22 protein-coding genes and 1 other RNA gene are annotated in these 23,077 nt (G+C 74.0%); 11 read left to right on the plus strand and 12 right to left on the minus strand.

The features are described 5' to 3' along the window. Positions 1–59 precede the first annotated feature (59 nt). Both ACWDCZ_RS06475 and rnpB read left to right on the plus strand, forming a co-directional pair. Positions 60–1,574, plus strand: a complete 1,515-nt coding sequence (locus ACWDCZ_RS06475) for an MFS transporter (RefSeq protein WP_449815371.1) — start codon at positions 60–62, stop codon at positions 1,572–1,574. Between the two features lie 13 nt (positions 1,575–1,587). Continuing rightward, an RNA gene (rnpB, locus tag ACWDCZ_RS06480) (RNase P RNA component class A) lies at positions 1,588–1,985 on the plus strand. A gap of 20 nt (positions 1,986–2,005) precedes the next feature. On the opposite strand, the gene ACWDCZ_RS06485 is transcribed toward rnpB, so the two are convergent. Together ACWDCZ_RS06485 and ACWDCZ_RS06490 are read right to left on the minus strand one after the other, a co-directional pair. Continuing rightward, positions 2,006–2,263 carry a hypothetical protein gene (locus ACWDCZ_RS06485; RefSeq protein ID WP_049658025.1) on the minus strand — a complete coding sequence of 86 codons (258 nt, stop codon included), beginning with the start codon at positions 2,261–2,263 and terminating at the stop codon, positions 2,006–2,008. A 103-nt stretch (positions 2,264–2,366) separates the two neighbouring features. Further along, on the minus strand, positions 2,367–2,765 hold the full coding sequence (locus ACWDCZ_RS06490) for an ACT domain-containing protein (RefSeq protein ID WP_049658024.1): 399 nt from the start codon (positions 2,763–2,765) through the stop codon (positions 2,367–2,369). A gap of 289 nt (positions 2,766–3,054) precedes the next feature. On the opposite strand from ACWDCZ_RS06490, the gene ACWDCZ_RS06495 reads away from it, so the two are divergent. Continuing rightward, on the plus strand, positions 3,055–3,651 hold the full coding sequence (locus ACWDCZ_RS06495) for a PadR family transcriptional regulator (protein WP_107418642.1): 597 nt from the start codon (positions 3,055–3,057) through the stop codon (positions 3,649–3,651). A 75-nt stretch (positions 3,652–3,726) separates the two neighbouring features. On the opposite strand, the gene ACWDCZ_RS06500 is transcribed toward ACWDCZ_RS06495, so the two are convergent. Both ACWDCZ_RS06500 and ACWDCZ_RS06505 read right to left on the minus strand, forming a co-directional pair. Continuing rightward, positions 3,727–3,924, minus strand: a complete 198-nt coding sequence (locus ACWDCZ_RS06500) for a hypothetical protein (RefSeq protein ID WP_380776478.1) — start codon at positions 3,922–3,924, stop codon at positions 3,727–3,729. Between the two features lie 62 nt (positions 3,925–3,986). Next, a complete protein-coding gene (locus ACWDCZ_RS06505) occupies positions 3,987–4,205 on the minus strand; it encodes a hypothetical protein (RefSeq protein WP_053112518.1) in 219 nt (72 codons plus the stop codon). Positions 4,206–4,618: 413 nt separating this feature from the next. On the opposite strand from ACWDCZ_RS06505, the gene ACWDCZ_RS06510 reads away from it, so the two are divergent. Next, positions 4,619–5,314, plus strand: a complete 696-nt coding sequence (locus ACWDCZ_RS06510) for a bifunctional DNA primase/polymerase (protein WP_049659894.1) — start codon at positions 4,619–4,621, stop codon at positions 5,312–5,314. A 22-nt stretch (positions 5,315–5,336) separates the two neighbouring features. On the opposite strand, the gene map is transcribed toward ACWDCZ_RS06510, so the two are convergent. Further along, positions 5,337–6,182 (minus strand): type I methionyl aminopeptidase, encoded by an 846-nt coding sequence (gene map / locus ACWDCZ_RS06515; RefSeq protein WP_049659897.1) that lies wholly within the window; start codon positions 6,180–6,182, stop codon positions 5,337–5,339. A gap of 112 nt (positions 6,183–6,294) precedes the next feature. Between map and ACWDCZ_RS06520 the strand changes: the two genes are divergently transcribed. Then, positions 6,295–6,522, plus strand: a complete 228-nt coding sequence (locus tag ACWDCZ_RS06520; protein WP_049659898.1) for a hypothetical protein — start codon at positions 6,295–6,297, stop codon at positions 6,520–6,522. A 28-nt stretch (positions 6,523–6,550) separates the two neighbouring features. On the opposite strand, the gene ACWDCZ_RS06525 is transcribed toward ACWDCZ_RS06520, so the two are convergent. Both ACWDCZ_RS06525 and ACWDCZ_RS06530 read right to left on the minus strand, forming a co-directional pair. Further along, positions 6,551–7,888: an MFS transporter gene (locus tag ACWDCZ_RS06525; protein WP_375874052.1), complete on the minus strand. Its 1,338-nt coding sequence runs from the start codon at positions 7,886–7,888 to the stop codon at positions 6,551–6,553. An 86-nt stretch (positions 7,889–7,974) separates the two neighbouring features. Further along, positions 7,975–8,676 carry a hypothetical protein gene (locus ACWDCZ_RS06530; protein ID WP_449815372.1) on the minus strand — a complete coding sequence of 234 codons (702 nt, stop codon included), beginning with the start codon at positions 8,674–8,676 and terminating at the stop codon, positions 7,975–7,977. 47 nt (positions 8,677–8,723) lie between these two features. Here ACWDCZ_RS06530 and npdG point away from each other — a divergent pair, with 47 nt between their 5' ends. Together npdG and ACWDCZ_RS06540 are read left to right on the plus strand one after the other, a co-directional pair. Continuing rightward, complete coding sequence (gene npdG / locus ACWDCZ_RS06535) at positions 8,724–9,416, plus strand: NADPH-dependent F420 reductase (RefSeq protein WP_049660247.1); 693 nt, start codon at positions 8,724–8,726, stop codon at positions 9,414–9,416. Between the two features lie 118 nt (positions 9,417–9,534). Then, complete coding sequence (locus ACWDCZ_RS06540) at positions 9,535–9,723, plus strand: hypothetical protein (RefSeq protein ID WP_074000852.1); 189 nt, start codon at positions 9,535–9,537, stop codon at positions 9,721–9,723. A gap of 19 nt (positions 9,724–9,742) precedes the next feature. Here the strand turns inward: ACWDCZ_RS06540 and ACWDCZ_RS06545 are convergent, their stop codons facing one another. Further along, positions 9,743–10,558, minus strand: a complete 816-nt coding sequence (locus ACWDCZ_RS06545) for a site-2 protease family protein (protein WP_049660242.1) — start codon at positions 10,556–10,558, stop codon at positions 9,743–9,745. A gap of 184 nt (positions 10,559–10,742) precedes the next feature. Between ACWDCZ_RS06545 and ACWDCZ_RS06550 the strand changes: the two genes are divergently transcribed. After that, a complete protein-coding gene (locus ACWDCZ_RS06550) occupies positions 10,743–14,093 on the plus strand; it encodes an ATP-binding protein (protein WP_449815373.1) in 3,351 nt (1,116 codons plus the stop codon). A gap of 200 nt (positions 14,094–14,293) precedes the next feature. Here the strand turns inward: ACWDCZ_RS06550 and ACWDCZ_RS06555 are convergent, their stop codons facing one another. From ACWDCZ_RS06555 to panB, 3 genes are all read right to left on the minus strand, one after another. Next, entirely contained in the window at positions 14,294–15,127 is an 834-nt protein-coding gene (locus ACWDCZ_RS06555) for an ABC transporter permease (RefSeq protein ID WP_074000854.1), read from the minus strand. After that, the gene (locus ACWDCZ_RS06560; RefSeq protein ID WP_387966165.1) at positions 15,124–16,146 is read right to left on the minus strand and encodes an ATP-binding cassette domain-containing protein; all 1,023 of its coding nucleotides are present in this window, start codon (positions 16,144–16,146) and stop codon (positions 15,124–15,126) included. The genes ACWDCZ_RS06555 and ACWDCZ_RS06560 overlap by 4 nt, the downstream gene beginning before the upstream one ends. Positions 16,147–16,298: 152 nt before the next feature. Beyond that, on the minus strand, positions 16,299–17,168 hold the full coding sequence (gene panB, locus ACWDCZ_RS06565) for a 3-methyl-2-oxobutanoate hydroxymethyltransferase (protein WP_049652786.1): 870 nt from the start codon (positions 17,166–17,168) through the stop codon (positions 16,299–16,301). A gap of 322 nt (positions 17,169–17,490) precedes the next feature. Here panB and ACWDCZ_RS06570 point away from each other — a divergent pair, with 322 nt between their 5' ends. From ACWDCZ_RS06570 to ACWDCZ_RS06580, 3 genes are all read left to right on the plus strand, one after another. After that, positions 17,491–19,098, plus strand: coding sequence for an MFS transporter (locus ACWDCZ_RS06570; RefSeq protein WP_117487485.1), 1,608 nt, complete (start codon positions 17,491–17,493; stop codon positions 19,096–19,098). A 160-nt stretch (positions 19,099–19,258) separates the two neighbouring features. Then, positions 19,259–19,888 carry a TetR/AcrR family transcriptional regulator gene (locus tag ACWDCZ_RS06575; RefSeq protein ID WP_074000856.1) on the plus strand — a complete coding sequence of 210 codons (630 nt, stop codon included), beginning with the start codon at positions 19,259–19,261 and terminating at the stop codon, positions 19,886–19,888. A gap of 245 nt (positions 19,889–20,133) precedes the next feature. Further along, positions 20,134–21,189, plus strand: coding sequence for an endonuclease/exonuclease/phosphatase family protein (locus ACWDCZ_RS06580; protein ID WP_049652793.1), 1,056 nt, complete (start codon positions 20,134–20,136; stop codon positions 21,187–21,189). 33 nt (positions 21,190–21,222) lie between these two features. On the opposite strand, the gene ACWDCZ_RS06585 is transcribed toward ACWDCZ_RS06580, so the two are convergent. Further along, positions 21,223–22,977 (minus strand): NAD+ synthase, encoded by a 1,755-nt coding sequence (locus ACWDCZ_RS06585; protein WP_449815374.1) that lies wholly within the window; start codon positions 22,975–22,977, stop codon positions 21,223–21,225. Positions 22,978–23,077: the final 100 nt, after the last annotated feature.

The following is a 23,077-nucleotide window of genomic DNA, read 5'->3' on the forward strand; positions in this document are numbered from 1 at the left end:
GCCACCCGGACGCGCGGCTCACCCGCCCAGGCCCGCCCCGCGGTGGGAGGATCGGTCCCGTGCCCGCCCCCCAGCCCCGCGCCGCCGCAGCCGCGCCCGCCCCCGGGCCCGCGCTCGGGCGCCGCCGCCGTCTGCTCGTCCTGGCGATCTGCTGCCTGAGCCTGTTCATCGTCGGCCTCGACAACACCGTGGTGAACATCGCCCTGCCGGTGATCCAGCGGGACCTGGACGCCCCGGCGTCCGGGCTGCAGTGGATCATCGACGCCTACACCCTGGTGCTGGCCTCGCTGCTGATGCTGTTCGGCTCGGTGGCCGACCGCTTCGGCCGCCGCCGGGTGTTCCAGACCGGCCTGGTCTGCTTCGCGCTCGGCTCGCTGCTGTGCAGCCAGGCACCGAGCCTGGGCTGGCTGGTGGCGTTCCGGGCGCTCCAGGCGGTGGGCGGCTCGATGCTCAACCCGGTGGCGATGTCGATCATCACCAACACCTTCACCGACCCGAAGGAGCGGGCCCGGGCGATCGGCGTCTGGGGCGGCGTGGTCGGCATCTCGATGGCGCTCGGCCCGCTGCTCGGCGGCTTCCTGGTGGACGGCGCGGGCTGGCCGTCGATCTTCCTGATCAACGTCCCGGTGGCGCTCGCCGCCATCGCGCTGACCGCCCGCTACGTCCCGGAGTCCCGCGCCCCCCGGCCGCGCCGGCTGGACCCGGTGGGGCAGCTGCTGATGATCGTGCTGCTCGGCTGCGGCACCGCCGCGATCATCGAGGGCCCGGCCAACGGCTGGACCTCCCCGCTGATCCTCACCCTGGCCGCGACCGCGCTGGCCGCGCTGGTCGCCTTCCCGCTCTGGGAGCGGCGGGTGGCCGAGCCGCTGGTGGACCCCCGGTTCTTCGCCAGCGTGCCGTTCACCGGCGCCGCCGTCACCGCGGTCTGCGCGTTCGCCGCGCTCGGCGGCTTCCTCTTCCTCAGCACCCTCTACCTCCAGGACGTCCGGCACTACAGCCCGGTCGAGGCCGGCCTGTGGACGCTGCCGATGGCCGGGATGATGCTGGTCTGCGCGCCGCTGTCCGGACGGATCGTCGCCGGCTGGGGCCCGCGCCTGCCGCTGGTCGCGGCCGGGATCGGCCTCGCCGCGAGCGGGCTGCTGCTCACCCGGCTCGCCGCCGACTCCCCGCCGGCCCTGCTGCTGGTCGCGTACGCGCTGTTCGGCTTCGGCTTCGGCATGGTGAACGCGCCGATCACCAACGCCGCCGTCGCGGGGATGCCGCGCGCCCAGGCGGGCGTGGCGGCGGCGGTCGCCTCGACCAGCCGTCAGGTCGGCCAGTCGCTGGGCGTGGCAGTGATCGGTACGGTCGTCACCGCGGCCGTGGTCGGACCGGTCGCGACCGGTTTCGCCCCGGCCAGCCACGCCGGCTGGTGGATCCTGGTCGGCCTCGGCGGCGCCGTCCTCGCCCTCGGCCTGGCCACCACCACCGCCCGGGCGAGCGCGACGGCGGCCCGGGTGGCCGCCCGCCTCGGCGCCGAGGCGCCGGCCGTCCGGTCCGGTGTACGGGAGGCGCCGCCCGAGCGGCTACGATGACCACTACGGCGGAAGAGCCGGCCGGGCGGTCGCGACGGGTCCCAGACCCGCCGAGGAACGTCCGGGCTCCACAGAGCAGGGTGGTGGGTAACGCCCACCCGGGGTGACCCGCGGGACAGTGCCACAGAAAACAGACCGCCCACCGCTTTTCGTGGTGGGTAAGGGTGAAACGGTGGTGTAAGAGACCACCAGCGACCGGGGTGACCCGGCCGGCTAGGTAAACCCCACCTGGAGCAAGGTCAAGATCGGCGCCCTCGGGCGCCGTGCGCGGACGATTGAAGGCTGCTCGCCCGAGTCCGCGGGTGGACCGCACGAGGCTGTCGGCAACGGCAGCCCTAGATGGATGGCCGCCTCCCCGGGCCGCGCAAGCAACCCGGGAGACAGAACCCGGCGTACAGGCCGACTCTTCCGCCCCCTTTCCCGCCCGCCGGTCAGGCGGGGCGGGCGCCGACCGCGTCGCGGATCTGGTCGCCGAGGCCGCCGTTGACGCGGGCGCAGTTGGCGCAGCAGAAGAACATGCCGGCGACTTCGACGCCGTGGCCGACGATGCGGACGTCGCACTGTTCGCAGCGCGGGGCGAGCTTCTCCATCGCGCACTCGAAGCTGTCGAAGGTGTAGGTGTCGCCGGTGACCGTCCTGATCTCGAAGGCCAGCCAGTAGTCGTTGCCGCAGGTGACGCAGATGGCCATGGCGGCCGTCTCCTTCCGGTGGGGCCGACCCCGGCGGGGCGGCTCGTCTCCCAGTGTCGAAGGCCCGGTCGGCGGCGGCCACCCGGAGGGGGCGGGCGGGGGCTCAGCCGGAGCCGGCGGCGAGGTCCTCCAGGGCGCGGACGGCGCGGTCGGCGTCGGCGGCGGCGACGAACAGGTGGTCGTGGTGGAAGCCGGCCACCACGTTGCAGCTGATGCCCTCCTCGGCGAGCCGGCCGGACACGGCGGCGGTCAGTCCGACGGCCTCCAGCGCCGAGTGGATCCGCAGGGTGATCCAGGCCGCCACGTACTCGTAGCGCAGCCCGAGCGCGTCCGCCTCCTCCTGGGCGATCACCATCGTCACCCCCTCGGGTTCGGCGACGGTCACCACCGGCCGCATGCCGGCGGGCACCCGGGCGGGGAGCGTGCAGTAGACGTACCGCCCGGGGTTGAGCTGCGGGCTCATGCCGCGCAGCAGCGTCGCGAGGTCTCGTTCTGCGGCCATGCCCGCCACCGTAGCGGCTGGGCGGGGGCTGCGCGGTGCTCCGTGGGCGTGTCGGAATCCGTTGACGAGCGACAGTCGCCGATATATCGTCGAGCTATCGAGACAGTGACTCGACTGCCTCGTTGAACCTCAGAGATTCGAGGAGGTGGGCGCGATGCGCTCAGAACGTCAAGGAAGGCGATTCCGCTGGGAGGGCCCGCGCGGCGGTGACGGTGGCGGCCCCGGCGGCCCCGGCGGCCTCGGCGGCGGTCGGCGCCGCGGGCCGGGCCCGGGGCCGGAGTTCCGGGGGATGCCCGGGGAGGGCTTCGAGGGCCGGGAGGCGTTCGGCGGGTTCGGCCCGCCGTTCGGTGGCGGCGGTCCCGGCCGGCCGATGGGCGGCCCGTACGGGCACGGCTTCGGCGGGCACGGCGGCCGGCGCGGTGGCCCGCACGGACGGCGCGGCGGGCGGGCCCGGCGCGGTGACGTCCGGGCCTCGCTGCTGGCGCTGCTCAAGGAGCGGCCGATGCACGGCTACGAGATGATCGCCGAGATCGCCGAGCGGACCGGCGGGGCCTGGCGGCCCAGCCCGGGGTCGATCTACCCCAACCTCCAGCTGCTGGAGGAGGAGGGCCTGATCACCGCGGAGGAGGTCGGCGGCAAGCGGCTGGTCTCGCTCACCGAGGCGGGCCGGGCCGAGGCCGACGCCGGGCCGGCCGAGCCGTGGGCGGAGGCCGGCCGGGAGGTCGACTGGGAGGCCGTCCAGGAGGTCGGCCAGGCGCTCGCCGCCGTCGACCAGGCGATCCGCCAGGTCATGGCCACGGGCACCGAGGCGCAGCGCGCCAAGGGCCTGACGGTGCTGACCGAGGCCCGCAAGAAGCTGTACCTCATCCTCGCCGAGGATGACTGACCGACCGGGGGGAGCGGGACGGGCGGTGCTGCTGCCCGGGTGGCCCGAGTGGTCCGGGCGGCCGGGGGGAGGGCCTCACGGCCGGACCGTGAACAGGGCCACGCACACCAGCAGCAGCACCGCCCAGCCGAACCAGAGCCAGGCGTTCGGCTCGATGACCACGCTGTAGAGGCACACCGCCAGGAGCAGCACCCCGGTGACGCCGGCGACCTCCCGGTTGTGGTGCCGGACCGCCCGGGAGTGGTCCCGCGGGTGCCGTACCGTCCTCGCCATGCCGACCTCCGGGGGAGACTGCGGCCGACCTCCGGGGGGACCGCGGAGGGAGGGGGCGGCCGTCAGCCGGAGGCCGCCTCGTCGTACTCGTAGCGCCAGAACCAGCTCAGGCCCCGAACCTGCTTGCTCCGGACGTACACCAGTGTGCGCGCGGGCGTCCCGCCGTGCGCGGGGACCGGGACCTTGTACTTCTTGGGCACGCCGAGCATCGGCCCCAGCGGGATGGGGAGGATCTTCCCGTCCAGGGGGCCGCCGACGAATGCGGTGTCCGCGCTCTTCATCCCTCCAGGGTCTCACCTCCGCGGACGAGCCCGGGGCGCACCCGTGGGCCGCACCCGCGGCCGTCGCCGGGAGTGTGACCGGAGAGGCACCGCCCCCGGTCATCCGGAGGCCCTCCGCACCCTTATCCTTCCTGTTACGCCCTCGGGGTCCACCCGGGTCAGCGGGCCCGTACGGGCCGGGCGAGGCGCGAATCCGCGCGCCCTCCGGCCGATTTGGCGCGGACAGCGTGCTGCCGCGACTGCGTACCGTGACCCGGGCGTCGGCCGTCCGGTGACCCCGGGCCGCGGCCGGCAGGGCGCCGACGTCAGGGCCGAGCACCCCGGGAAGCAGACGGGGGCGCCGTGCGTTGCGTCGGAGTGGTACGTCGAACGCTGTGTCGCACCAGGCACGGCAGTTGCGCGGAAGGGGCCCGATGGAAGCCGGCAGCAGGTGGACGACCTGGTGGCAGAAGCGTGATCGTCAGCGGGCGGGGGGCCCGGACGGGCCGGCCGCCGACCTCGATCAGCTGCTCGGCGCGGTCCGCGCCGGATTCCCGCTCGCGCCCGCCGCCCACCCGGCCGGCTACCGGTGCTCCTGTGACCGGGTGGCCTGTCCGGCCCCCGCGCAGCACCCGGTCTCCTTCGCCTGGCAGACCCAGGCCACCACCGACCCGGAGCAGCTCTCCCGCTGGCTCTCCCGCGATCCGGAGGCGAACTTCATCACCGCCACCGGCCGGGTGCACGACGTGCTGGACGTCCCGGCGGAGGCCGGACGGCTGGCGCTGGAGCGGCTGACGGCGCTGGGCGTCGAGGGCCCCGTCGCCGCCGTCGGCGAGGACCGCTACCTCTTCTTCACCGCCACCCGCGGCACCCCGCAGGACGAGGACGAGTGGTGGCCGAGCGCGCTCGACTCCACCCCGGACACCATGTCCGAGCACCCCGGCCTGCGCTGGCACTGCCGCGGCTCGTACACCCTGCTGCCGCCGGCCGCGCTGCCGGACGGCTCCCACGTGCGGTGGCTGCGCGGGCCCGAGCAGCCGCTGCCGGACCCGCTGCGCGTCCTGGACGTGCTCACCGACGCCTGTACCGAGGTGGGCGCCGTCGCCGAGGAGCAGTGGCTGATCGGCTAGGGCGCCCACCGGGCCGGGTGGGTCACGGCAGGGTGAGGACCTCCGCGCCGGTCGGCGTGACCACCAGGGTGTGCTCGAACTGGGCGGTGCGCTTGCGGTCCTTGGTGACGACCGTCCAGCCGTCCGGCCAGATCTCGTAGTCGTAGGTGCCCAGGGTCAGCATCGGCTCGATGGTGAAGGTCATGCCCGGCTTGATCACCTCGGTGGCCCGCTCGCTGTCGTAGTGCGGGATGATCAGGCCGGAGTGGAACGACGTGTTGATGCCGTGTCCGGTGAAGTCCCGCACCACGCCGTAGCCGAAGCGCTTGGCGTAGGACTCGATGACCCGCCCGATGACGTTGATCTGACGACCCGGCTTGACCGCCTTGATCGCCCGGTCGAGGGATTCCCGGGTGCGCTCGACCAGCAGCCGGGACTCCTCGTCCACGTCGCCGACCAGGTAGGTGGCGTTGAGGTCGCCGTGCACCCCGTGGATGTAGGCGGTGGCGTCGATGTTGACGATGTCGCCGTCCTGGAGCACGGTCGAGTCCGGGATGCCGTGGCAGATCACCTCGTTGATCGAGGTGCAGACGGACTTGGGGAAGCCCCGGTAGCCGAGGTCGGACGGGTAGGCGCCGTGGTCGCACATGTAGGCGTGGGCGACGGCGTCCAGCGCGTCGGTGGTGACGCCGGGGGCGATCAGCTTGGCCGCCTCCGCCATCGCCCGGGCGGCGATCCCGCTCGCGATCCGCATCTTCTCGATCGTCTCGGCGGTCTGCACCTCGGGCCCGGTGTACGGCGTCGGCGCGGGCTTGCCGACGTACTCGGGGCGCGCGATGTGCGCCGGGACCTTGCGGGTGGGGGACTGGATGCCGGGTACGAGAGCCATGCCGCGAGTCTAGTCGTCGGGCTCCGCGGCCCCGGGTGGTGTGCGGCCGGGCCCGGGGCGGGGAATGATCGGTACCGACCCATCCTTCTGGCCTTCTGAACGGGAGAGCGCCATGCCCCTCGGATTCAACCGCAAGCCGACCGGCAAACCCGGCGAGTGGTTCTACTGCATCAAGCACAACAAGGTCGAAGAGGGCCCGGAGTGCCCGGCGAAGGACCGCCTGGGCCCGTACGGCAGCCCCGAGGAGGCCGCCCAGGCGCTGCGGATCGCGGACGAGCGCAACCGCGAGTGGCGGAACGACCCGCGCTGGAGCGACCGGCCCAAGGACGAGGCCGAGTAACCCCGGCGGAACCCCGGCCCCGGCCCGGTCAGGCGGTCGGCGCGGCCTCCCGTGCGGCGCGTTCGTGTTCGGCGCGCACGGCCGCGGCGTTCGGGTCGGTGCGGTCGTCGTAGGCGAGCAGCTTCGGGAGGGCGGCGGCGACCGCGAGCACGGCGACGACGCAGGCGGCACCGCCGGCCCAGACGGCGGCGCGCACGCCGACCAGCCCGGCCATGGTGCCGGCCCGGACCTGGCCGAGCTGCGGGCCGACGGAGTAGCTGAGCAGTTCCACGCCGGCCATCCGGCCGCGCAGCTCGTCGGGGATGGACTGGTTCCACATGGTCGAGCGGGCGAGCCCGCTGATCTCGTCGGCGCCGCCGGCCAGCGCCAGGCCGAGCAGCACCAGCCCGATGTGCTCGGTGAGCCCGGCGAGCGCCATCGCCGCGCCCCAGCCGACGGCGGCGACCACCAGCAGCCGCCCGTGCCGGTGGACGCGGGAGGTCCAGCCGCTGGTCGCGCCGACCAGCAGGGCGCCGAGGGCGGAGGCCGCGTACATCGGGCCGAGCGCCCAGTCCGCCCCCAACTCCGAAGCCAGGAACGGGAAGACGGCCACCGGGTAGGCGAACAGCATGGCGCAGACGTCGATCGCGTAGGTGCCGAGCAGGTCCTTGCGGCTCCACGCGTAGCGGACCCCGGTGAGCACCGCCCGGACGGACGGCCGTTCGGCGCCGGTGGGCGGCGGCACCGCCTTGATCCGGACGAGCAGCAGCAGCGAGAGGGCGAAGGAGAGGACGTCCAGCGCGTACGCGGTCTGCACCCCGGCGAAGGCCACCACGACACCGGCCAGTGCCGGGCCGGCCACCGAAGCGGCGTTGTGGTACAGCGATCTGAGGGCGAACGCGGCGGTCAGGTGCTGGTGCGGGACGAGCCGGGGGAGGAGCGAGTCCAGTGCCGGGCGCTGGATGCCGTCGGCGGCCGCGACCAGCGCGGCGACCAGGTAGATCGGCCAGAGCAGCGGGTGCGGCAGCAGGGCGTTGACCAGCAGCAGCCCGGCCAGCAGGCCGAGCGCGACCTCCGCCCGCAGCACCAGCTTCCGGCGGTCCAGGGCGTCGGCGAGGGCGCCGCCCCACAGGCCGAAGACGATCAGCGGCACCAGTTCGACGGCGCCGATCAGGCCGACCGCGAAGGAGGAGCCGGTGAGTTCCTTGATCTGCATCGGCACGGCGACGAGGGTCAGGAAGCCGCCGAAACTGGTGACGCAGCCGGAGGTCCACAGGTAGCGGAAGTCGCGCGAGGCGCGCCAGGGCGACAGGTCGGGCGTCAGCGAGTGCAGCAGCCTCCGGGCGCGCCCGGGCACGGGGGGATGCGGGGGTTCGTCGACGTTCACGAACCGTCATCCTCGGGCGGCGGCCACCGCTTCCGCAAAGGGTTTTCGACCGGGGTGTGAACTTTTCGGCCGGGCGGTGAACAGGGTCACCAGCGGGTGATCGCGGGCCCCGAGGCCAGCCGCCCGGCGAGGTCGGCGAGCCGGTCCCGGACGGAGCGGCGGCCGGTCCGCTGCCCGGCGGCGACGCTGACCAGGTGCTGGGCGAGGTCGAACGGCCCCTCGGCGGCGGTGCCGACGGTCAGCCGCTCGTGCGCGAGCCTGCGGAGTTCGTCGAGGCCGTGGGGTTCGCCACGGCTGCCGGACGCACCGGGCCCGCCGGACGTACCGGTCCCGTCGGGTGCGGTGAGCCCGTCCGGTCCGTCCGACCCGTCGGCGTCAGCGGAGCCCCCGTCCAGGGCGAGCACGGTCGCGCCGCGCCGCCGGGCGTCGTGCACCCGCTCCAGCAGCGCGGCGCCCGCTGCCCGGGGGACCACCACCAGCACGGTGTCACCGCGCCCGGCCTCGGTGAGCCGCCGCAGGTCGTGGGTCAGGTGGGCCGGGGCGTCGGCCGGCGGGCTGTGCCGCAGCAGGGTGGGCGCCAGCCGGGGGACGTCCGACCAGGCGGCCTCGTCGTCCAGGTGGGCGGCCAGGTGCCAGGGTTCGTACGCCTCGGTGCCGACCAGCAGCAGCCCGCTCGCGCTGCGGCGTTCCACGGAGCGGCGCAGCGCGCCGGCGAAGCCGCCGACCTCCTCCAGCCAGCCCGTTCCCGTCAGCCGTTCCCGGAGTGCCGAAACTCTCACCGCGTCCATGCGGGCCAGGATGTCCCGCCGGGCCGGGGATTTGGCAGGATCGGCCCATGACTTCCCTCGATTCAGCGACAAACCCGGCCCACGAGGTCCCGGACGTCTCCCAGCTGGTGGTCGGTGTCCTCGGTGGCACCGGCGACCAGGGGCGAGGACTCGCCCTGCGGCTGGCCAAGGCCGGCCAGCAGGTGATCATCGGCTCCCGCGACGCCGCCCGGGCCGAGGCCTCGGCGGCCGCGCTGGGCCTCGGCGTGCGCGGCGCCGACAACGCCACCGTCGCCCGGGAGAGCGACGTGGTGATCATCGCGGTCCCGTGGGACGGCCACGCCGCCACCCTGACCGCGCTGCGCGAGGAGCTCGCGGGCAAGATCGTCGTCGACTGCGTCAACCCGCTGGGCTTCGACAAGCAGGGCGCGTACGCGCTGAAGCCGGAGGAGGGCAGCGCCGCCGAGCAGGCCGCCGCGCTGCTGCCGGACTCCCGGGTCACCGCCGCGTTCCACCACCTCTCGGCGGTGCTGCTGCAGGACGAGTCGGTGGAGAGCATCGACACCGACGTCATGGTGCTCGGCGACGACCGGGAGGCCACCGACGTCGTCCGGGGCCTGGCCGCGCGCATCCCCGGGATGCGCGGCATCTTCGCGGGCCGGCTGCGCAACGCCCACCAGGTCGAGGCGCTGGTCGCCAACCTGATCTCGGTCAACCGCCGGTACAAGGCCCACGCGGGCCTGCGGATCACCGACGTCTGAGCGGATCCGGGCAGAGGCGTGTCGACCTCACCCCTGGACCCGGTCCGGAGGTGAGGTCGGCGACAATGGGTGGCGGCCGTGACCCGGCCGCCCGCACCCGTTCTAGGAGCCATCCGCCATGCCTCGCACGTCCCGCTTCGCCCTGGCCGCCGTCGTCCTCGCGCTCGTGGCCCTGGTGGTCTCGCTGGTCCAGGGCTTCTGGCTGGGCCTGATCTGGCTGCCGCTGGCCGGCGTGGCCAGCAACGTGCTGTGGATGGACCGCCGCCGGGCCAGGATCGCCGCCGCGACCGCGGCCGCCGCCGAGTAGCGCCGGCCGCCGAGCAGGGCTAGTTCTTCCAGAAGCTGAACAGGTACCGGCCGAGCGTCGCGTAGTCCTGGTCCACGCCGAACAGGTTCATCAGGCCGTGGACGATCCCGAAGAAGAACTCGTTCACCTGGGGCTGCCACAGCAGCGCGAACACCGCGAGCATCCCGTACGGCGCGAACGGCTCGATCGCGCGCCGGGTCTGGTACGACAGCCAGGGCTCGACGATGCCGTAGCCGTCCAGTCCGGGCACCGGCAGCAGGTTCAGCACCGCCGCGCTCAGCTGGAGGAAGCCGAGGAAGCCCAGCGCGCCGGAGAACGGCGAGATGATCAGCTCGTGGCCCTCCCAGAACGCGTGCACGGTCGGGTCGTCCAGCCAGCCCGCGCCGATCGGGACCAGCAGCGCCGCCGCGATGAGCAGGTTGACCAGCGGGCCGGCCGCCGAGATCAGGCTGTGCTTGAGCCGGCCCTGGATGCGGTGCCGCTCGATCCAGACCGAGCCGCCGGGCAGGCCGATGCCGCCGAGGATCACGAAGACGATCGGCAGCACGAAGCTGAGCAGCACGTTGGCGTACTTCAGCGGGTTGAGCGTGAGGTAGCCCTTGGCGCCGACGGAGATGTCGCCGCCGTGCAGCGCGGTGCGCGCGTGGGCGTACTCGTGCAGGCAGAGCGAGACCATCCAGCCCGCGACCACGAACAGGAACACCCCGAACGAGGCGTTGCCGTAGCCCTGGTACACCGCCCAGCCGGAGGTGCCGAGGACGGCGAGGAGCACCCAGAACACCGGGCTGATCCGGCGGTCCTCGCTGCGGGAGCGCGGCGTGGCGGCGAAGGTCATGGTGTGGGTGCTCCGTGGGCAGAGGGAACGGGAAGGACCGGCAGGGACCGATCATGCCGGGCGGGCCGGTGGCCGGACAAGCCGCCTCCGGTGAACGTCCGAGGGCCCGGGGTCGGTTCCGCCGGGGCGCCGGGCCCTGCACAATTGTGCGGCCCTTCCCCCGCCGATCGACCAGAATGGTCCGGTGCACTACGGCATCCTCGGAACCACGACGGCCCACCACGACGACGGCACCCCGGTACCGATCGGCGGCGCCCGGCTACGGGCCCTGCTCGCGGCCCTGGCCCTCCGGCAGGGCCGGCCGGTGCCGGCCGACCTGCTGGTGGACGAGGTGTGGGAGGCCGAGCCGCCCCAGGACTCCTCCGCCGCGCTCCAGACCCTGGTCGGCCGGCTGCGCCGCACCATCGGCCGGGACGAGGTCGGCTCCGGCCCGGCCGGGTACTGGCTGACCGGTCCGGCCACCGACCTCGCCGACTTCCAGCGGCTGACCGGCGAGGGCCGCCGCGCCCTGGACACCGGGGACCACGCGCTCGCCGCCGAGCGGCTGGGCGCCGCCCTGGCGCTGTGGCGCGGCCCCGCGCTGGCCGACCTGCCGGACCGCACCGGCCCGGCCGTCCGGCTGGAGGCCCAGCGCGAGGAGGCCCGCCGCCACCGGATCACCGCCGACCTCGGCCTCGGCCGCGCCGCCGACCTGGTCGCCGAGCTGGCCGAGCTGTGCGAACGGCAGCCGCTGGACGAGTCGTTGCAGCTGCTGCTGATCCGGGCGCTGCACGAGAGCGGACGGACGGCCGAGGCGCTGCGCCACTACGAGCGGACCAGGCGGGCCCTGGCCGAGGAGCTCGGCGCCGACCCGGGCCGCGGACTCCAGTCCCTGTACGCCGAGTTGCTCGCCCCGGAGGCGCCGGAGCCGGTCCACGCCGCGCCCGCGCCCGTACCCGCCGCCGCCGCTCCACAACTCCCGCGCGCCGTCGGCAACCTGCGCGGCCGGCTGACCAGCTTCGTCGGCCGCGAGGACGATCTCGCCGCGCTGCGCGGGATGCTGACGGACCGTCGGCTGGTGACGCTGACCGGCCCCGGCGGCTCCGGCAAGACCAGCCTCTCGACCGAGGCCGGGCGCGCCGAACAGGCCGCCGGGGGCTGGCCGGGCGGCGTCTGGGTGGCCGAACTCGCCCCGCTGGAGAGCCCGGACGCGGTGCCCGCCGCCGTGGTCTCCGCGCTCGGCCTGCGCGAGATCGTGCTGCACAGCACCAGCATGGTCGCCGAGGTGATCGAGAAGCGGGCCGAGGACCCGGTGCGCCGGCTGGTCGAGCACTGCGGCCACCGCCGGATGCTGCTCGTCCTGGACAACTGCGAGCACCTGATCCAGGCCGCCGCCGACCTCGCCGACGTCCTGCTCGCCGAGTGCCCCGGGCTGACGGTGCTCGCCACCAGCCGCGAGCCGCTGGGCGTGCCCGGGGAGACGGTGCTGCCGGTCGAGCCGCTGCCCGACCCGGTCGCGCTGCGGCTGTTCGTTGAGCGCGCCGCCGCCGCCCGTCCCGGCTTCGACCCGCAGGGCGACCCGGAGGCCTGCGCCGAGATCTGCCGCCGGCTGGACGGGCTGCCGCTGGCCATCGAACTGGCCGCGGCCCGGCTGCGGGTGATGACGGCGCGCCAGATAGCCGACCGGCTGGACGGCCGGTTCGCGCTGCTCACCGCGGGCAGCCGCACCCTGCTGCCGCGCCAGCAGACGCTGCGCGCGGTGGTCGACTGGAGCTGGGACCTGCTGGGCAAGCGGGAGCGGGCGGTGCTGCGCCGGCTCTCGGTGTTCGCGGGCGGCTGGCAGCTGGAGGACGCCGAGGCGGTCTGCGCCGACGGTGTCGAGGTGGCCCCCGGCGAGGTCGCCGACCTGCTGCTGTCGCTGGTCGACAAGTCCCTGCTGGTGGCCGACCTGGACGGGGCCAGCCTGCCGCGCTACCGGATGCTGGAGACCATCCACGAGTACGCGACCGAGCGCCTCGCCGGGTCCGCCGCCGAGCGCGCCGCCACCGAGGCCCGCCACCTGGCGCACTTCCGCACCCTGCTCGCCGCCGCCGACGCGGAGATCCACGGCCCCCGGCAACTGCACTGGCTGACGGTGCTGGAGCGCGAGCAGGACAACGTCCGGACGGCGCTGCGCCGCGCGATCGACCTGCGGGACGAGGAGCAGGCGCTGCTCCTCGCCATCGGCATGAGCTGGTACTGGTCGCTGCGCGGCTACAGCATGGAGGCGCGCACCTGGTACACCGCGATCGCCGCGCTCGGCCCGGACCCGTTCGGCCCGGACGCCCCGCGGGCGGTGCCGCTGGAGCACGGCGTGCTGGCGTACGACCTGCCGCTGCCGACGGCGGTGGTCGAGGAGGCCCGCCGGCTGCTCGCGATGTTCCGGCTGATCGGGCTGTTCGAGGGCAACCTGGACGTCCTCGGGGACCCGGAGGCGATCGAGGTCGCCCAGCGGCTGATGGACGCCTACACCCCGGACCTGCCGCAGTCCTACCGCTTCCCGGCGCTGATGCGGGTGTTCGGCGCCTTCCTGGCCGGCCGCCTGGACATGATGAAGGACCTGATGGACGACGCCGTCCAGGGCTGCGAGCAGTACGGCGGGCCGAGCGACCTGGCGTTCATCCTGCAGGTCCGGGCCAGGATGATGAACGACTGGCCGAGCGGCGCCGAGCAGAGCATCGAGGACGGCGCCCGCTCGCTGGAGCTGTACGAGCAGTCGGGCGACCTCTGGGGGATCTCCCAGGCGCTGTCCGCGCACGGCGAGTCGCTGGCCAACCGGGGCGAGGCCGCGGCCGCCGCCGAGGCGTACGCGCGGGCGATCGAGCTGATCGAGGAGCTGGGGGCGCCGCAGGAGGTGCCGATCCTGCGGGTGAACCTGGGCACCGCCCTGCTGGAGCAGGACATGGAGCACGGCGAGCGGGTCGTCCGCGAGGCGCTGGCCTCCATCGACACCCCGGGCCTCAACCAGGCCACCACCGGGGCGCTGATGTTCGGCCACCTGACGCTCTGCGGCATCCACGCCCACCGCGGCGAGTTCGCGCAGGCGCTGGCCGAGCTGGACGAGCTGGACATAGTCCGGGTCGGCGGCTTCGCGCCGAGCCTGGTGACCGGGATGCTGATGAGCGCCCGCGGCTGGATCACCGCCCGGGCCGGGGACCCGGAGGCGGGGCTCGACCTGCTGCGCGCCGGCTGGCGGCAGCTGCGGGCGGTGACGGCCGCGAGCGGCTTCGCCGAGCACATGACGGTCATGGTGGTGCCCGCGGTGACGGCGGTGCTGGGCAGCTTCGCCCAGCGCGACGGGGACCTCGGGCGGGCCCGGGCGGCGGCCGTGCTGGCCGGCGCCCACGGCGGGCTGAACGGCCCGAAGGGCGGCTACCTGGACCGGGTCGAGCGGGCGCGTTCGGAGGCGGCCCTGCGGGAGTCGCTGGGGGACGCGGGGTACGAGGAGGCCCGGGCGGGCGGGGTCGGGATGACCCAGGAGCAGGTCTTCGAGCTGCTGGAGGGGCTGCTCGGCTAGCCACGGCGCGGTCGGGCCCGGGCGGTCGGATCCCGTACAGCCGGTGCCCGCACAGCCGGTGCCCGTACGGCCGGTGCCCGTCCCCTGGTCACCGGCCGCACGGGCCCGTACGGCGGCCGGCGCCTGTCCGGGGCGGCCGGCCGCCCTGCCCGGCGGCCTTCCCCGGCGAGGGCCGGGGGAGCCGACGGTGGTCATGGGGGTCAGGTCCGCTTGCGGAACCGGGCGACCGCCAGCGGGGCGAAGACGGCGGTCACGGCGGCCGACCAGATCAGCACGATCATCACCGGGTGGGCCACCGGACCCGTGCCGTTGAGCAGGGAGCGGGAGGCGTCGGCCAGCGCCGAGAGCGGGTTGACCTTGGTGAAGGACTGCAGCCAGCCCGGCATGGTGTCGGTCCGGGCGAAGATCGAGCTGCCGAACTGCATCGGCATCAGGACCAGCATGGCCACGCCCTGGACGGCCTGGGCGCTGCGCAGGGCCATGCCCAGCAGCATCGAGATCCAGACGATCGACATGCCGAACAGCAGGGCCAGGCCGATCGTGGCCAGCACCTCCAGCGGTCCGGTCTTCACCTCGAAGCCGATGCACATCGCGAAGCCGATCAGGATCGCGAAGGAGAGCAGCCCGCGGAGGGTCTCGGCGACGATCTTGGACAGCAGGACGGAGGCCCGGCCGATCGGCAGCGTGCGGAAGCGGTCCATCACGCCGCTCTGGAAGTCGCTGTTGAGGCCGGTGCCGACGGCCATCGCGAGGGTGAGGCCGGTCTGCCCGAGCAGGCCGGGGATCAGGTACTGCTTGTAGGTGTCCTGGTCGCCGGCCATCGCGCCGCCGAAGACGTAGACGAACAGCACGGTGAAGATGACGGGCATCAGCACGGCGTCGAACATCGACTCCGGGTCGGCCTTGATCCGCATCAGGTTGCGCCGGGTCAGCGCGCCGACGTGGCGCAGGGTGCCGGTCAGGCCGATCCGGGAGTCCTCCGCCGGGGGCCGGGTGTCCCGGGCCCGGGAGGGGGTGAGCGTGGCGGTGGTCATGCGACGGGCTCCTTGGCGAGGCTGGGGGCGGGCACGGCGGCGGACGCGGGCTTGCCGGTGATGGCGAGGAAGACCTCGTCCAGGCTGGGCACCTTGGTGTCGATGCCGGCGATGGCGAAGCCGCGGGTGCCGAGTACGCCGATCACCGCGGTCAGCTGCTCCTCGCCGGTGATCGGCACCGCGAGCAGCCCGGTGTCGGTGGAGACGGTGGCGTTGAGGATGCCGCTCTCGTGCAGGCAGCGGGCCATCTCGGGCAGCTCGGCCGGGTGGGCCGGGCGGACCTGGAGGGTCTGGCCGCCGACCTTGGCCTTGAGCTCGGAGACGGCGCCGTTGGCGATCACCCGGCCGCGGTCGATGACGGTCAGCTCGTTCGCGAGCTGCTCCGCCTCCTCCATGTACTGGGTGGTCAGCAGCACGGTGCTGCCCTCGGCGACCATCCGCTGCACCTCGTCCCAGACCTCGTTGCGGGTGCGCGGGTCCAGGCCGGTGGTGGGCTCGTCCAGGTAGAGCACCCGGGGGCGGCCCATCATGCTGGCGGCCAGGTCGAGGCGGCGGCGCATGCCGCCGGAGTAGGTCTTGGCGGTCCGCTTGGCGGCCTCGGTGAGCGAGAAGCGCTCCAGCAGCTCGGCGGCCCGGGCCCTGGCCTCCCGGCGCGGGAGGTCCAGCAGCCGGCCGATGAGGTAGAGGTTCTCGTACCCGGAGAGCAGCTCGTCCACGGAGGCGTACTGGCCGGTGAGGCCGATCGTGCGGCGCAGCTGCTTGGGCTGGCGCAGCACGTCGTAGCCGCCGACGTACGCGGTGCCGGCGTCCGGCTTGATCAGGGTGGAGAGGACGCGCACCAGGGTGGTCTTGCCCGCGCCGTTGGGGCCGAGCAGGGCGAGCACGGTGCCCTCCCGGACGGTCAGGTCGACCCCGTCGAGGGCCTTCGTCTCGCCGTAGTGCTTGACGATGCCCCGCACCTCCACGGCGTTCCCGGAAGTGGTTCCCCGGTCGTTCGGGGCTGTCGCGATTCGTGTCATGCCCCCAGGCTGTCCGCCCCGGCTGTCAGCTCCCTGTCGGCCGGGGCGGTGCGCTGTCGGTTCGCTGTCACGCCGCTGTCAGCGGCCGCGGAGGGGCCGGGAACGGCGGCGGCCCCGCTCCCGGCGGGGGAGCGGGGCCACTGCGGCGGTCCTTACGTGAAGCTGTGCTCGGCCGCGGGGAAGGCGCCGGTGCGGACGTCCTGGGCGTAGGCGCGGGCGGCGTCGCCGAGGACGGTGCGCAGGTCGGCGTACTGCTTGACGAACTTGGGCACCCGGCCGGCCGTCATGCCGGCCATGTCGGTCCAGACCAGCACCTGGGCGTCGGTGTCCGGGCCGCCGCCGATGCCGACGGTCGGGATCGCCAGCTGCTCGGTGACCTGGGCGGCCAGCTCGGCCGGGACGGCCTCCAGCACGACCGCGAAGGCGCCGGACTGCTGGACGGCCTTGGCGTCGCGGAGCAGCTGGTGGGCCGCCTCGTCGCCGCGGCCCTGGACCGGGTAGCCGCCGAGGGCGTGCACGGACTGCGGGGTGAGGCCGATGTGGGCCATCACCGGGACGCCGGCCTCGACCAGCAGCTCGATCGAGCGGGCGCTGCGCTCCCCGCCCTCCAGCTTGACCGCGCCGACCCCGGCCTCCTTCATCAGCCGGGCCGCGTTGTGCATGGCCTGCGCGGGGGACTCCTGGTACGAGCCGAACGGCAGGTCGGCGACGATCATGGACCGCTTGGTGCCGCGGACGACGGCGGCGGAGAGCATCACCATCTGATCCATGGTCACCGGGACGGTGGTCTCGTAGCCGAGGTGGCAGTTGCCCGCCGAGTCGCCGACCAGCAGCACCGGGATGCCGGCCTCGTCGAACACGCCCGCGGTGAGGGCGTCGTAGGCGGTCAGCATCGACCACTTCTCGCCGCGCTGCTTGGCGGCGGCGAGGTCGCGGACGGTGACCCGGCGGTTGGTGACCCCGCCGTAGAGGGTGGTGGTCGACGCCTGGTTCTGGGCAGGCGAAGGCGTAGAAGCGTTCATCGAACGGACTCCTGAAGGGTTGTCGTCTCGTGGCGCCGTACGGCGTCCCCGGATCACCTCCATGCTTGCACGCCCCGGCTCCGGCGCAAAGAGGGGTGCGTTCGTCCCGGTGCGATCCACGCCACACCGGGTGCGATCCGCGCCGCACCGGGTGCGCGGGCGCCCCGCGCCGGGGTGCGCGGGAGGCCCCCGAATTTGCCTGCTCTTTACGAAACGGGTTCGTCTCGTATCGTATCGGCCGCTAGTCTGGTGCGGGGGGTTACGAGACGCATTCGGCTCGGAATTGCCCGCCAGTGCCACACCACCACGGACGGGAACACCCATGACCACCGCAGCCGCGCCACCCCGCGTGCCGGAAGCCATCCACCGTCGGCGCTGGGCGATCCTCGGCACCCTGCTGCTCGCCCTGCTCGTCGTCGTGCTCGACAACTCGATCCTCAACGTCGCGATGAAGACCATCGCGACCCCCGCGCCGGTCGGCCTCGGGGCCACCCAGAGCGACCTGGAATGGTCGATCAACTCCTACACCCTGGTCTTCGCCGGGCTGCTGTTCACCTCCGGCCTGCTCGGCGACCGGTTCGGCCGCAAGCGCGCGCTGCTGGCCGGCATGGTGGTCTTCGGGATCGCCTCGCTGCTGTCCGCGCTGGCCGCCTCGCCCGGTGAACTCATCGGCTACCGCGCCCTGATGGGCGTCGGCGGCGCGCTCGCGATGCCCGCCACGCTGGCGATCATCATGAACGTCTTCGAGCGCTCCGAGCAGCCCAAGGCGATCGGGATCTGGGCCGGCGCGGTCGGCCTGGCCATCGCCATCGGCCCGATCACCGGCGGCCTGCTGATCGAGCACTTCTGGTGGGGCTCGGTCTTCCTGGTCAACGTCCCGATCGTGGTCGTCGCGGTGATAGCGATGGTGATCCTGGTCCCCGAGTCCAAGGACCCCAACCCGGGCCGGATGGACCCGATCGGCGTACTGCTGTCGATCATCGGCCTGGTCGCGCTGATCTACGGCATCATCAAGGGCGGCGAGCTGGCCGACTTCACCGCGGCCGGGGCCTGGGTGCCGACCCTGGTCGGCGTGGTCGCGCTGGTCGCCTTCGTCTGGTACGAGCGCCGCACCGCGTTCCCCGCGCTGGACGTCACCTGGTTCCGCAACCGGGTGTTCAGCGCCTCCGTGGTGGTCGTCGGCGTGATCTTCTTCGCGCTGATGGGCGTCTCCTTCTTCGGCGTCTTCTACATCCAGAGCGTGCGCGGCTACAGCGCCCTCCAGGCCGGTGTGCTGATGCTGCCGCTGGCCGCCGCCCAGCTGGTGTTCGCGCCGCGGGCCCGGCTGGTGGTCGACCGCCTCGGCGTCGCCGCCACCGCCGCCGGCGGCATGCTGCTGGTCGCGCTCGGCTTCGTCGGCTACGTCGTGCTGACCGCCACCACCCCGATCTGGGTGCTGGTCCTGCTCGGCCTGGTGATGGGCGCCGGCATGGCGCACGTCATGCCGCCGGTCACCGTCGCGATCATGGCCTCGCTGCCCCGTGAGAAGGCCGGCGCCGGCTCGGCCGTCAACAACACCTTCCGCCAGGTCGGCGGCTCGCTCGGGGTCGCCGTGCTCGGCGCGGTGCTCTCCACCGTCTACCGCGACGGGATGGCCGACACCCTGACCCACCTGCCCGAGGGGCTGCGCGACAAGGCCGGCGAGTCGCTGGAGGCCACCCTGGCCATCGCCGGCCGCATCCCCGGCGGCGAGGCGCTGGTCGCCCCGGCGAACGACTCCTTCATCCACGCCATGCACGTGGTCGCCTCGCTCTCGGTGGGCGTCTCGGTGATCGGCGCCGTCGTCGCCTGGTTCCTGCTGCCGGGCCGCTCGGCCGCCCCCGCGGGACCGGCCGGACCGGCCCCCGAGCAGCGCGGCCAGGAGCGGGAGTCCGCGGCCGCGGACGCCTGACCGGCGGCCGGCCGTACCGCGACTGAGTGACAATGGCCCTGTCACCCGGGTACGCCCGGGTGGCGGGGCCTCGGTCCCGGCAGGCCCCCTGCCGAGGGCCCACCGGAGGACACCCCACGGCGCCAGGGCGACCGGGGAGGACGAGGGAGAGACAGCGGGGATGAAGACGGACACGCCGACCGCCGGCACCGGGCAGCACTGCGCGGAGGTACGCCGTGGCCGGCCCCGCAGCGAGGCCGCCGAGCAGGCCATCTTCGGGGCCGTCGAGGACCTGATGGCCGGCGGCACCGCGCTGTCCGAGCTCACCATCGAGGGCATCGCCGCCGCCGCCGGCGTCGGCAAGGCCACCATCTACCGGCGCTGGCCCAACAAGGAGGCCCTGCTGGTCGACGTGGTCAGCCGACTGGAGGAGCCGCTGCCGGAGCCCACCGGCGCCGGCGCCCGGGCCGACCTGATCGCCCTGGTGGACCACGTCCGCCGGCGCGGCCTGGCCAAGCGCACCCGCTGGGTGCTCAAGGCCGCCCTCGGCCAGATGCAGACCCTGCCCGAGCTGTACACCGCCTACCGGGACCGGGTGATCAAGCCCCGCCGGGAGGTCGGGCTCGGCCTGATCCGCCGGGCCGTCGCCGAGGGCGTGATCCGCGACGACCTCGACCTGGAACTGCTCAACGACCTGCTGATGGGGCCGATCCTCTACCGCAGCATCCTGTGGGACGACTCCGACCTGGAGGACCCGGACCTGGCCCGCAAGCTGGTCGACTCCATGCTCGAAGGCCTGGCACCCCGCTGACCCGGCCGGACGGTGCCCCGGACGCGGCCTCGCCCGCCGGACCGGACGTGGCCTCGCTCACCGGACCGGACGTGGCCTCGCTCACCAAACCGGGCCACGCCGGAACCCGCTCAGCGGGCCCGACGTCTGTCCCGGCATAGGCTGAGCCGGGTATCCGATCAAACCGGCACCGGTCCGGTCGTGCCCGCACCTTCGACGGTCCGGGTACCGGAACGGCGGCGGCACGAGCGAACGGGAGCCACTTCATGGCGCAGGCGGACAGGACCGAACGGATCGCGGCCCCAGGGGGCGGCGCCGACGGCCCGGCCCCCGCGTCGCGTCGGGGCGGCTTCCTCGGCCTGCGCCACTGGGGCCGGGACGCCCGCGGCAGCACCACCTGGCGGCGCGGCCTGGTGGTCGCCGTGCTGGCCGTGCTCACCGCCGCGCTGATCGCCCTGCACGCCGAGGTCCCCAACAGCGCCGGCAACCTCGGCAGCCTGCTGGAGACCTTCCTGCCCTGGCTGGGCCTGGCCGTCCCGGTGCTGCTGGTGCCCGCGCTGCTGCGCCGCTCCGCCACCGCGCTGATCGCCCTGCTGCTGCCCGTCGTGCTCTGGGCCAACCTGTTCGGCGGCCTGCTGAGCGACAAGAGCGGCGGCAAGGGCGACTGGACGGTGGTCAGCCACAACGTCGCCGCCGCCAACACCGACGTGCCGGGCACCGTCCGCACCCTGGTGGACTCCGGCGCCCAGATCGTCGCCCTGCAGGAGCTGGCCGGCAAGCAGCTGCGCTCGTACGAGACCGGGCTCGCCGCCGCCTACCCGCACCACACCGTGGAGGGCACCGTCGGGCTCTGGTCGAAGTACCCGATCGGCGACGTCACCCCGGTGGACCTGAAGATCGGCTGGACCAGGGCCTTCCGGGCCGAGGTCACCACCCCGCAGGGCCCGGTCGCGGTGTACGTCGCGCACCTGCCCTCGGTGCGGCTGAAGGCCGAGGGCGGCTTCACCGTCAACCAGCGGGACGTCAGCGCGCAGGCGCTCGGCGACGCGATCCAGGCCGAGCCGCTGAAGAAGGTCCTGCTGCTCGGCGACCTCAACGGCACCATGAACGACCGCAGCCTGGCGCCGGTCACCTCGCAGATGCGCTCGGCCCAGGGCGCCGCCGGGGACGGCTTCGGCTTCAGCTGGCCGGCCGCCTTCCCGATGGCCCGGATCGACCAGATCATGAGCAAGGGCGGGCTGAAGCCGGTGGACTCCCGCACCCTGCCCCGGGACGGCAGCGACCACCTCCCGGTGGCCGCCACGTACCGGTACTCCTCCTGAGGGTCGGCCGGGTACGGGTCGGCCGGGTGGGGATCAGCCGCGCCGCCAGCGGTTGGTGATCGGCAGGCGGCGGTCCCGGCCGAAGTTCTTGGCCGAGATCTTCGGGCCCGGCGGGTACTGGCGCCGCTTGTACTCGGCGGTGTCGACCAGCCGGACCACCCGGTCCACCAGGGCCGGGTCGAAGCCGGCCGCCACGATCGCGTCCCGGCCCTCGTCGCCCTCGATGTAGCGGGCCAGCAGGCTGTCCAGCAGGTCGTAGTCGGGCAGCGAGTCGGTGTCCACCTGGTCCGGCCGCAGTTCGGCGGACGGCGGCTTGGTGATGGTGTGCTCCGGGATCGGCGGCACCTCGCCGCGCCGTCCGGCCTCCTCGTTGCGCCAGCGCGCCAGCCGGAAGACCAGCGACTTGTAGACGTCCTTGACGGGCCCGTAGGCGCCCACCGAGTCGCCGTACAGGGTCGAGTAGCCGACCGCCAGCTCGCTCTTGTTGCCGGGCGCGAGCACCAGGTGCCCCTCCTGGTTGGAGATCGCCATCAGCAGGGTGCCGCGCAGCCGGGACTGGAGGTTCTCCTCGGCCAGGCCGGTCAGCTCGACGGCGCCCAGGTAGGCGTCGAACATCGGGGCGATGGAGACGGTCCGGAAGCGCAGCCCGGTCCGGCGGGCCAGTTCGGCCGCGTCGTCCCGGGAGTGCTGGGAGGAGTAGCGGCTGGGCATCGAGACGCAGTGCACGTTCGGCGCGCCGACCGCGTCCACCGCGATCGCGGCCACCAGTGCCGAGTCGATGCCGCCGGACAGGCCGATCAGCACGGAGTCGAAGCCGTTCTTGGCCACGTACGCCCGGGTGCCGGAGACCAGCGCGGCCCAGATCTCGGCCTCGTCGGACAGCCGCGGCGCCACCCCGGCGGTGAGCGGTTCGGCGGGCGCGGCCTGCGGCCCGCCGCCCAGCTCGGTACGGACCAGGTGCAGCCCGTCGCTGAGCAGCAGGCCGTCGGTGTCGTCGCCGGCGGCGGCCGGCAGGTCGAGGTCCAGCACCAGCAGGTGCTCCTCGAACTGCGGGGCGCGGGCCAGGACTTCACCGTCCGCGCCGACCACGATCGAGTCGCCGTCGAAGACCAGCTCGTCCTGGCCGCCGACCATGTTGACGTACGCCAGGGCGCAGCCCGCCTCGGCGGCCCGGCGCCGCACCAGCTCCAGCCGCTGGTCGTCCTTGTTCCGCTCGTACGGGGAGCCGTTGACCACCAGGAGCAGCCCGGCGCCGGCCTCGCGGGCGGCGGTGACCCGGCCGCCGTCCTGCCAGATGTCCTCGCAGATCGCCAGCGCGACGTCCACCCCGTGCAGCCGCAGCACCGGCAGCTGGTCGCCCGGGACGAACCAGCGGAACTCGTCGAACACGCCGTAGTTGGGCAGGTGGTGCTTGGCGAAGCGGGTCACCACCTCGCCCCGGTGCAGCACGGCGGCGCAGTTCTGCGGGGAGCCGGCCGGGCGGTTGAAGCGCGGCGAGGCGTGCTCGGAGCGCCCGAGGTAGCCGACCACCACCGGGACCCCGCCCAGCCCCTCCGCCGCCAGCCGGGCGGCCAGGGCGACCAGCGCGGCGCGGGAGGCCTCGACGAAGGAGTGGCGCAGGGCGAGGTCCTCCACCGGGTACCCGGTGAGGGCCATCTCGGGGAAGGCGACCAGCTGCGCGCCGGCCTCCGCGGCCTGCTTGGTCCGGCGCACCACCTCGTCGCCGTTGCGGGCGAGGTCGCCGACCCAGGGGTCGGTCTGGCACAGGGCGAGACGGAGATTGGGCATGCCCCGAGTGTAATCGTCTAACTGACGCGATGTCCTGGGCGGGATCCGGCGGCGGGGGTCGGCACTGCCGGGCCGGGCGGGGATCGGCCATGATGGGGGC

It is taken from the genome of Kitasatospora sp. NPDC001225 (assembly GCF_053597855.1).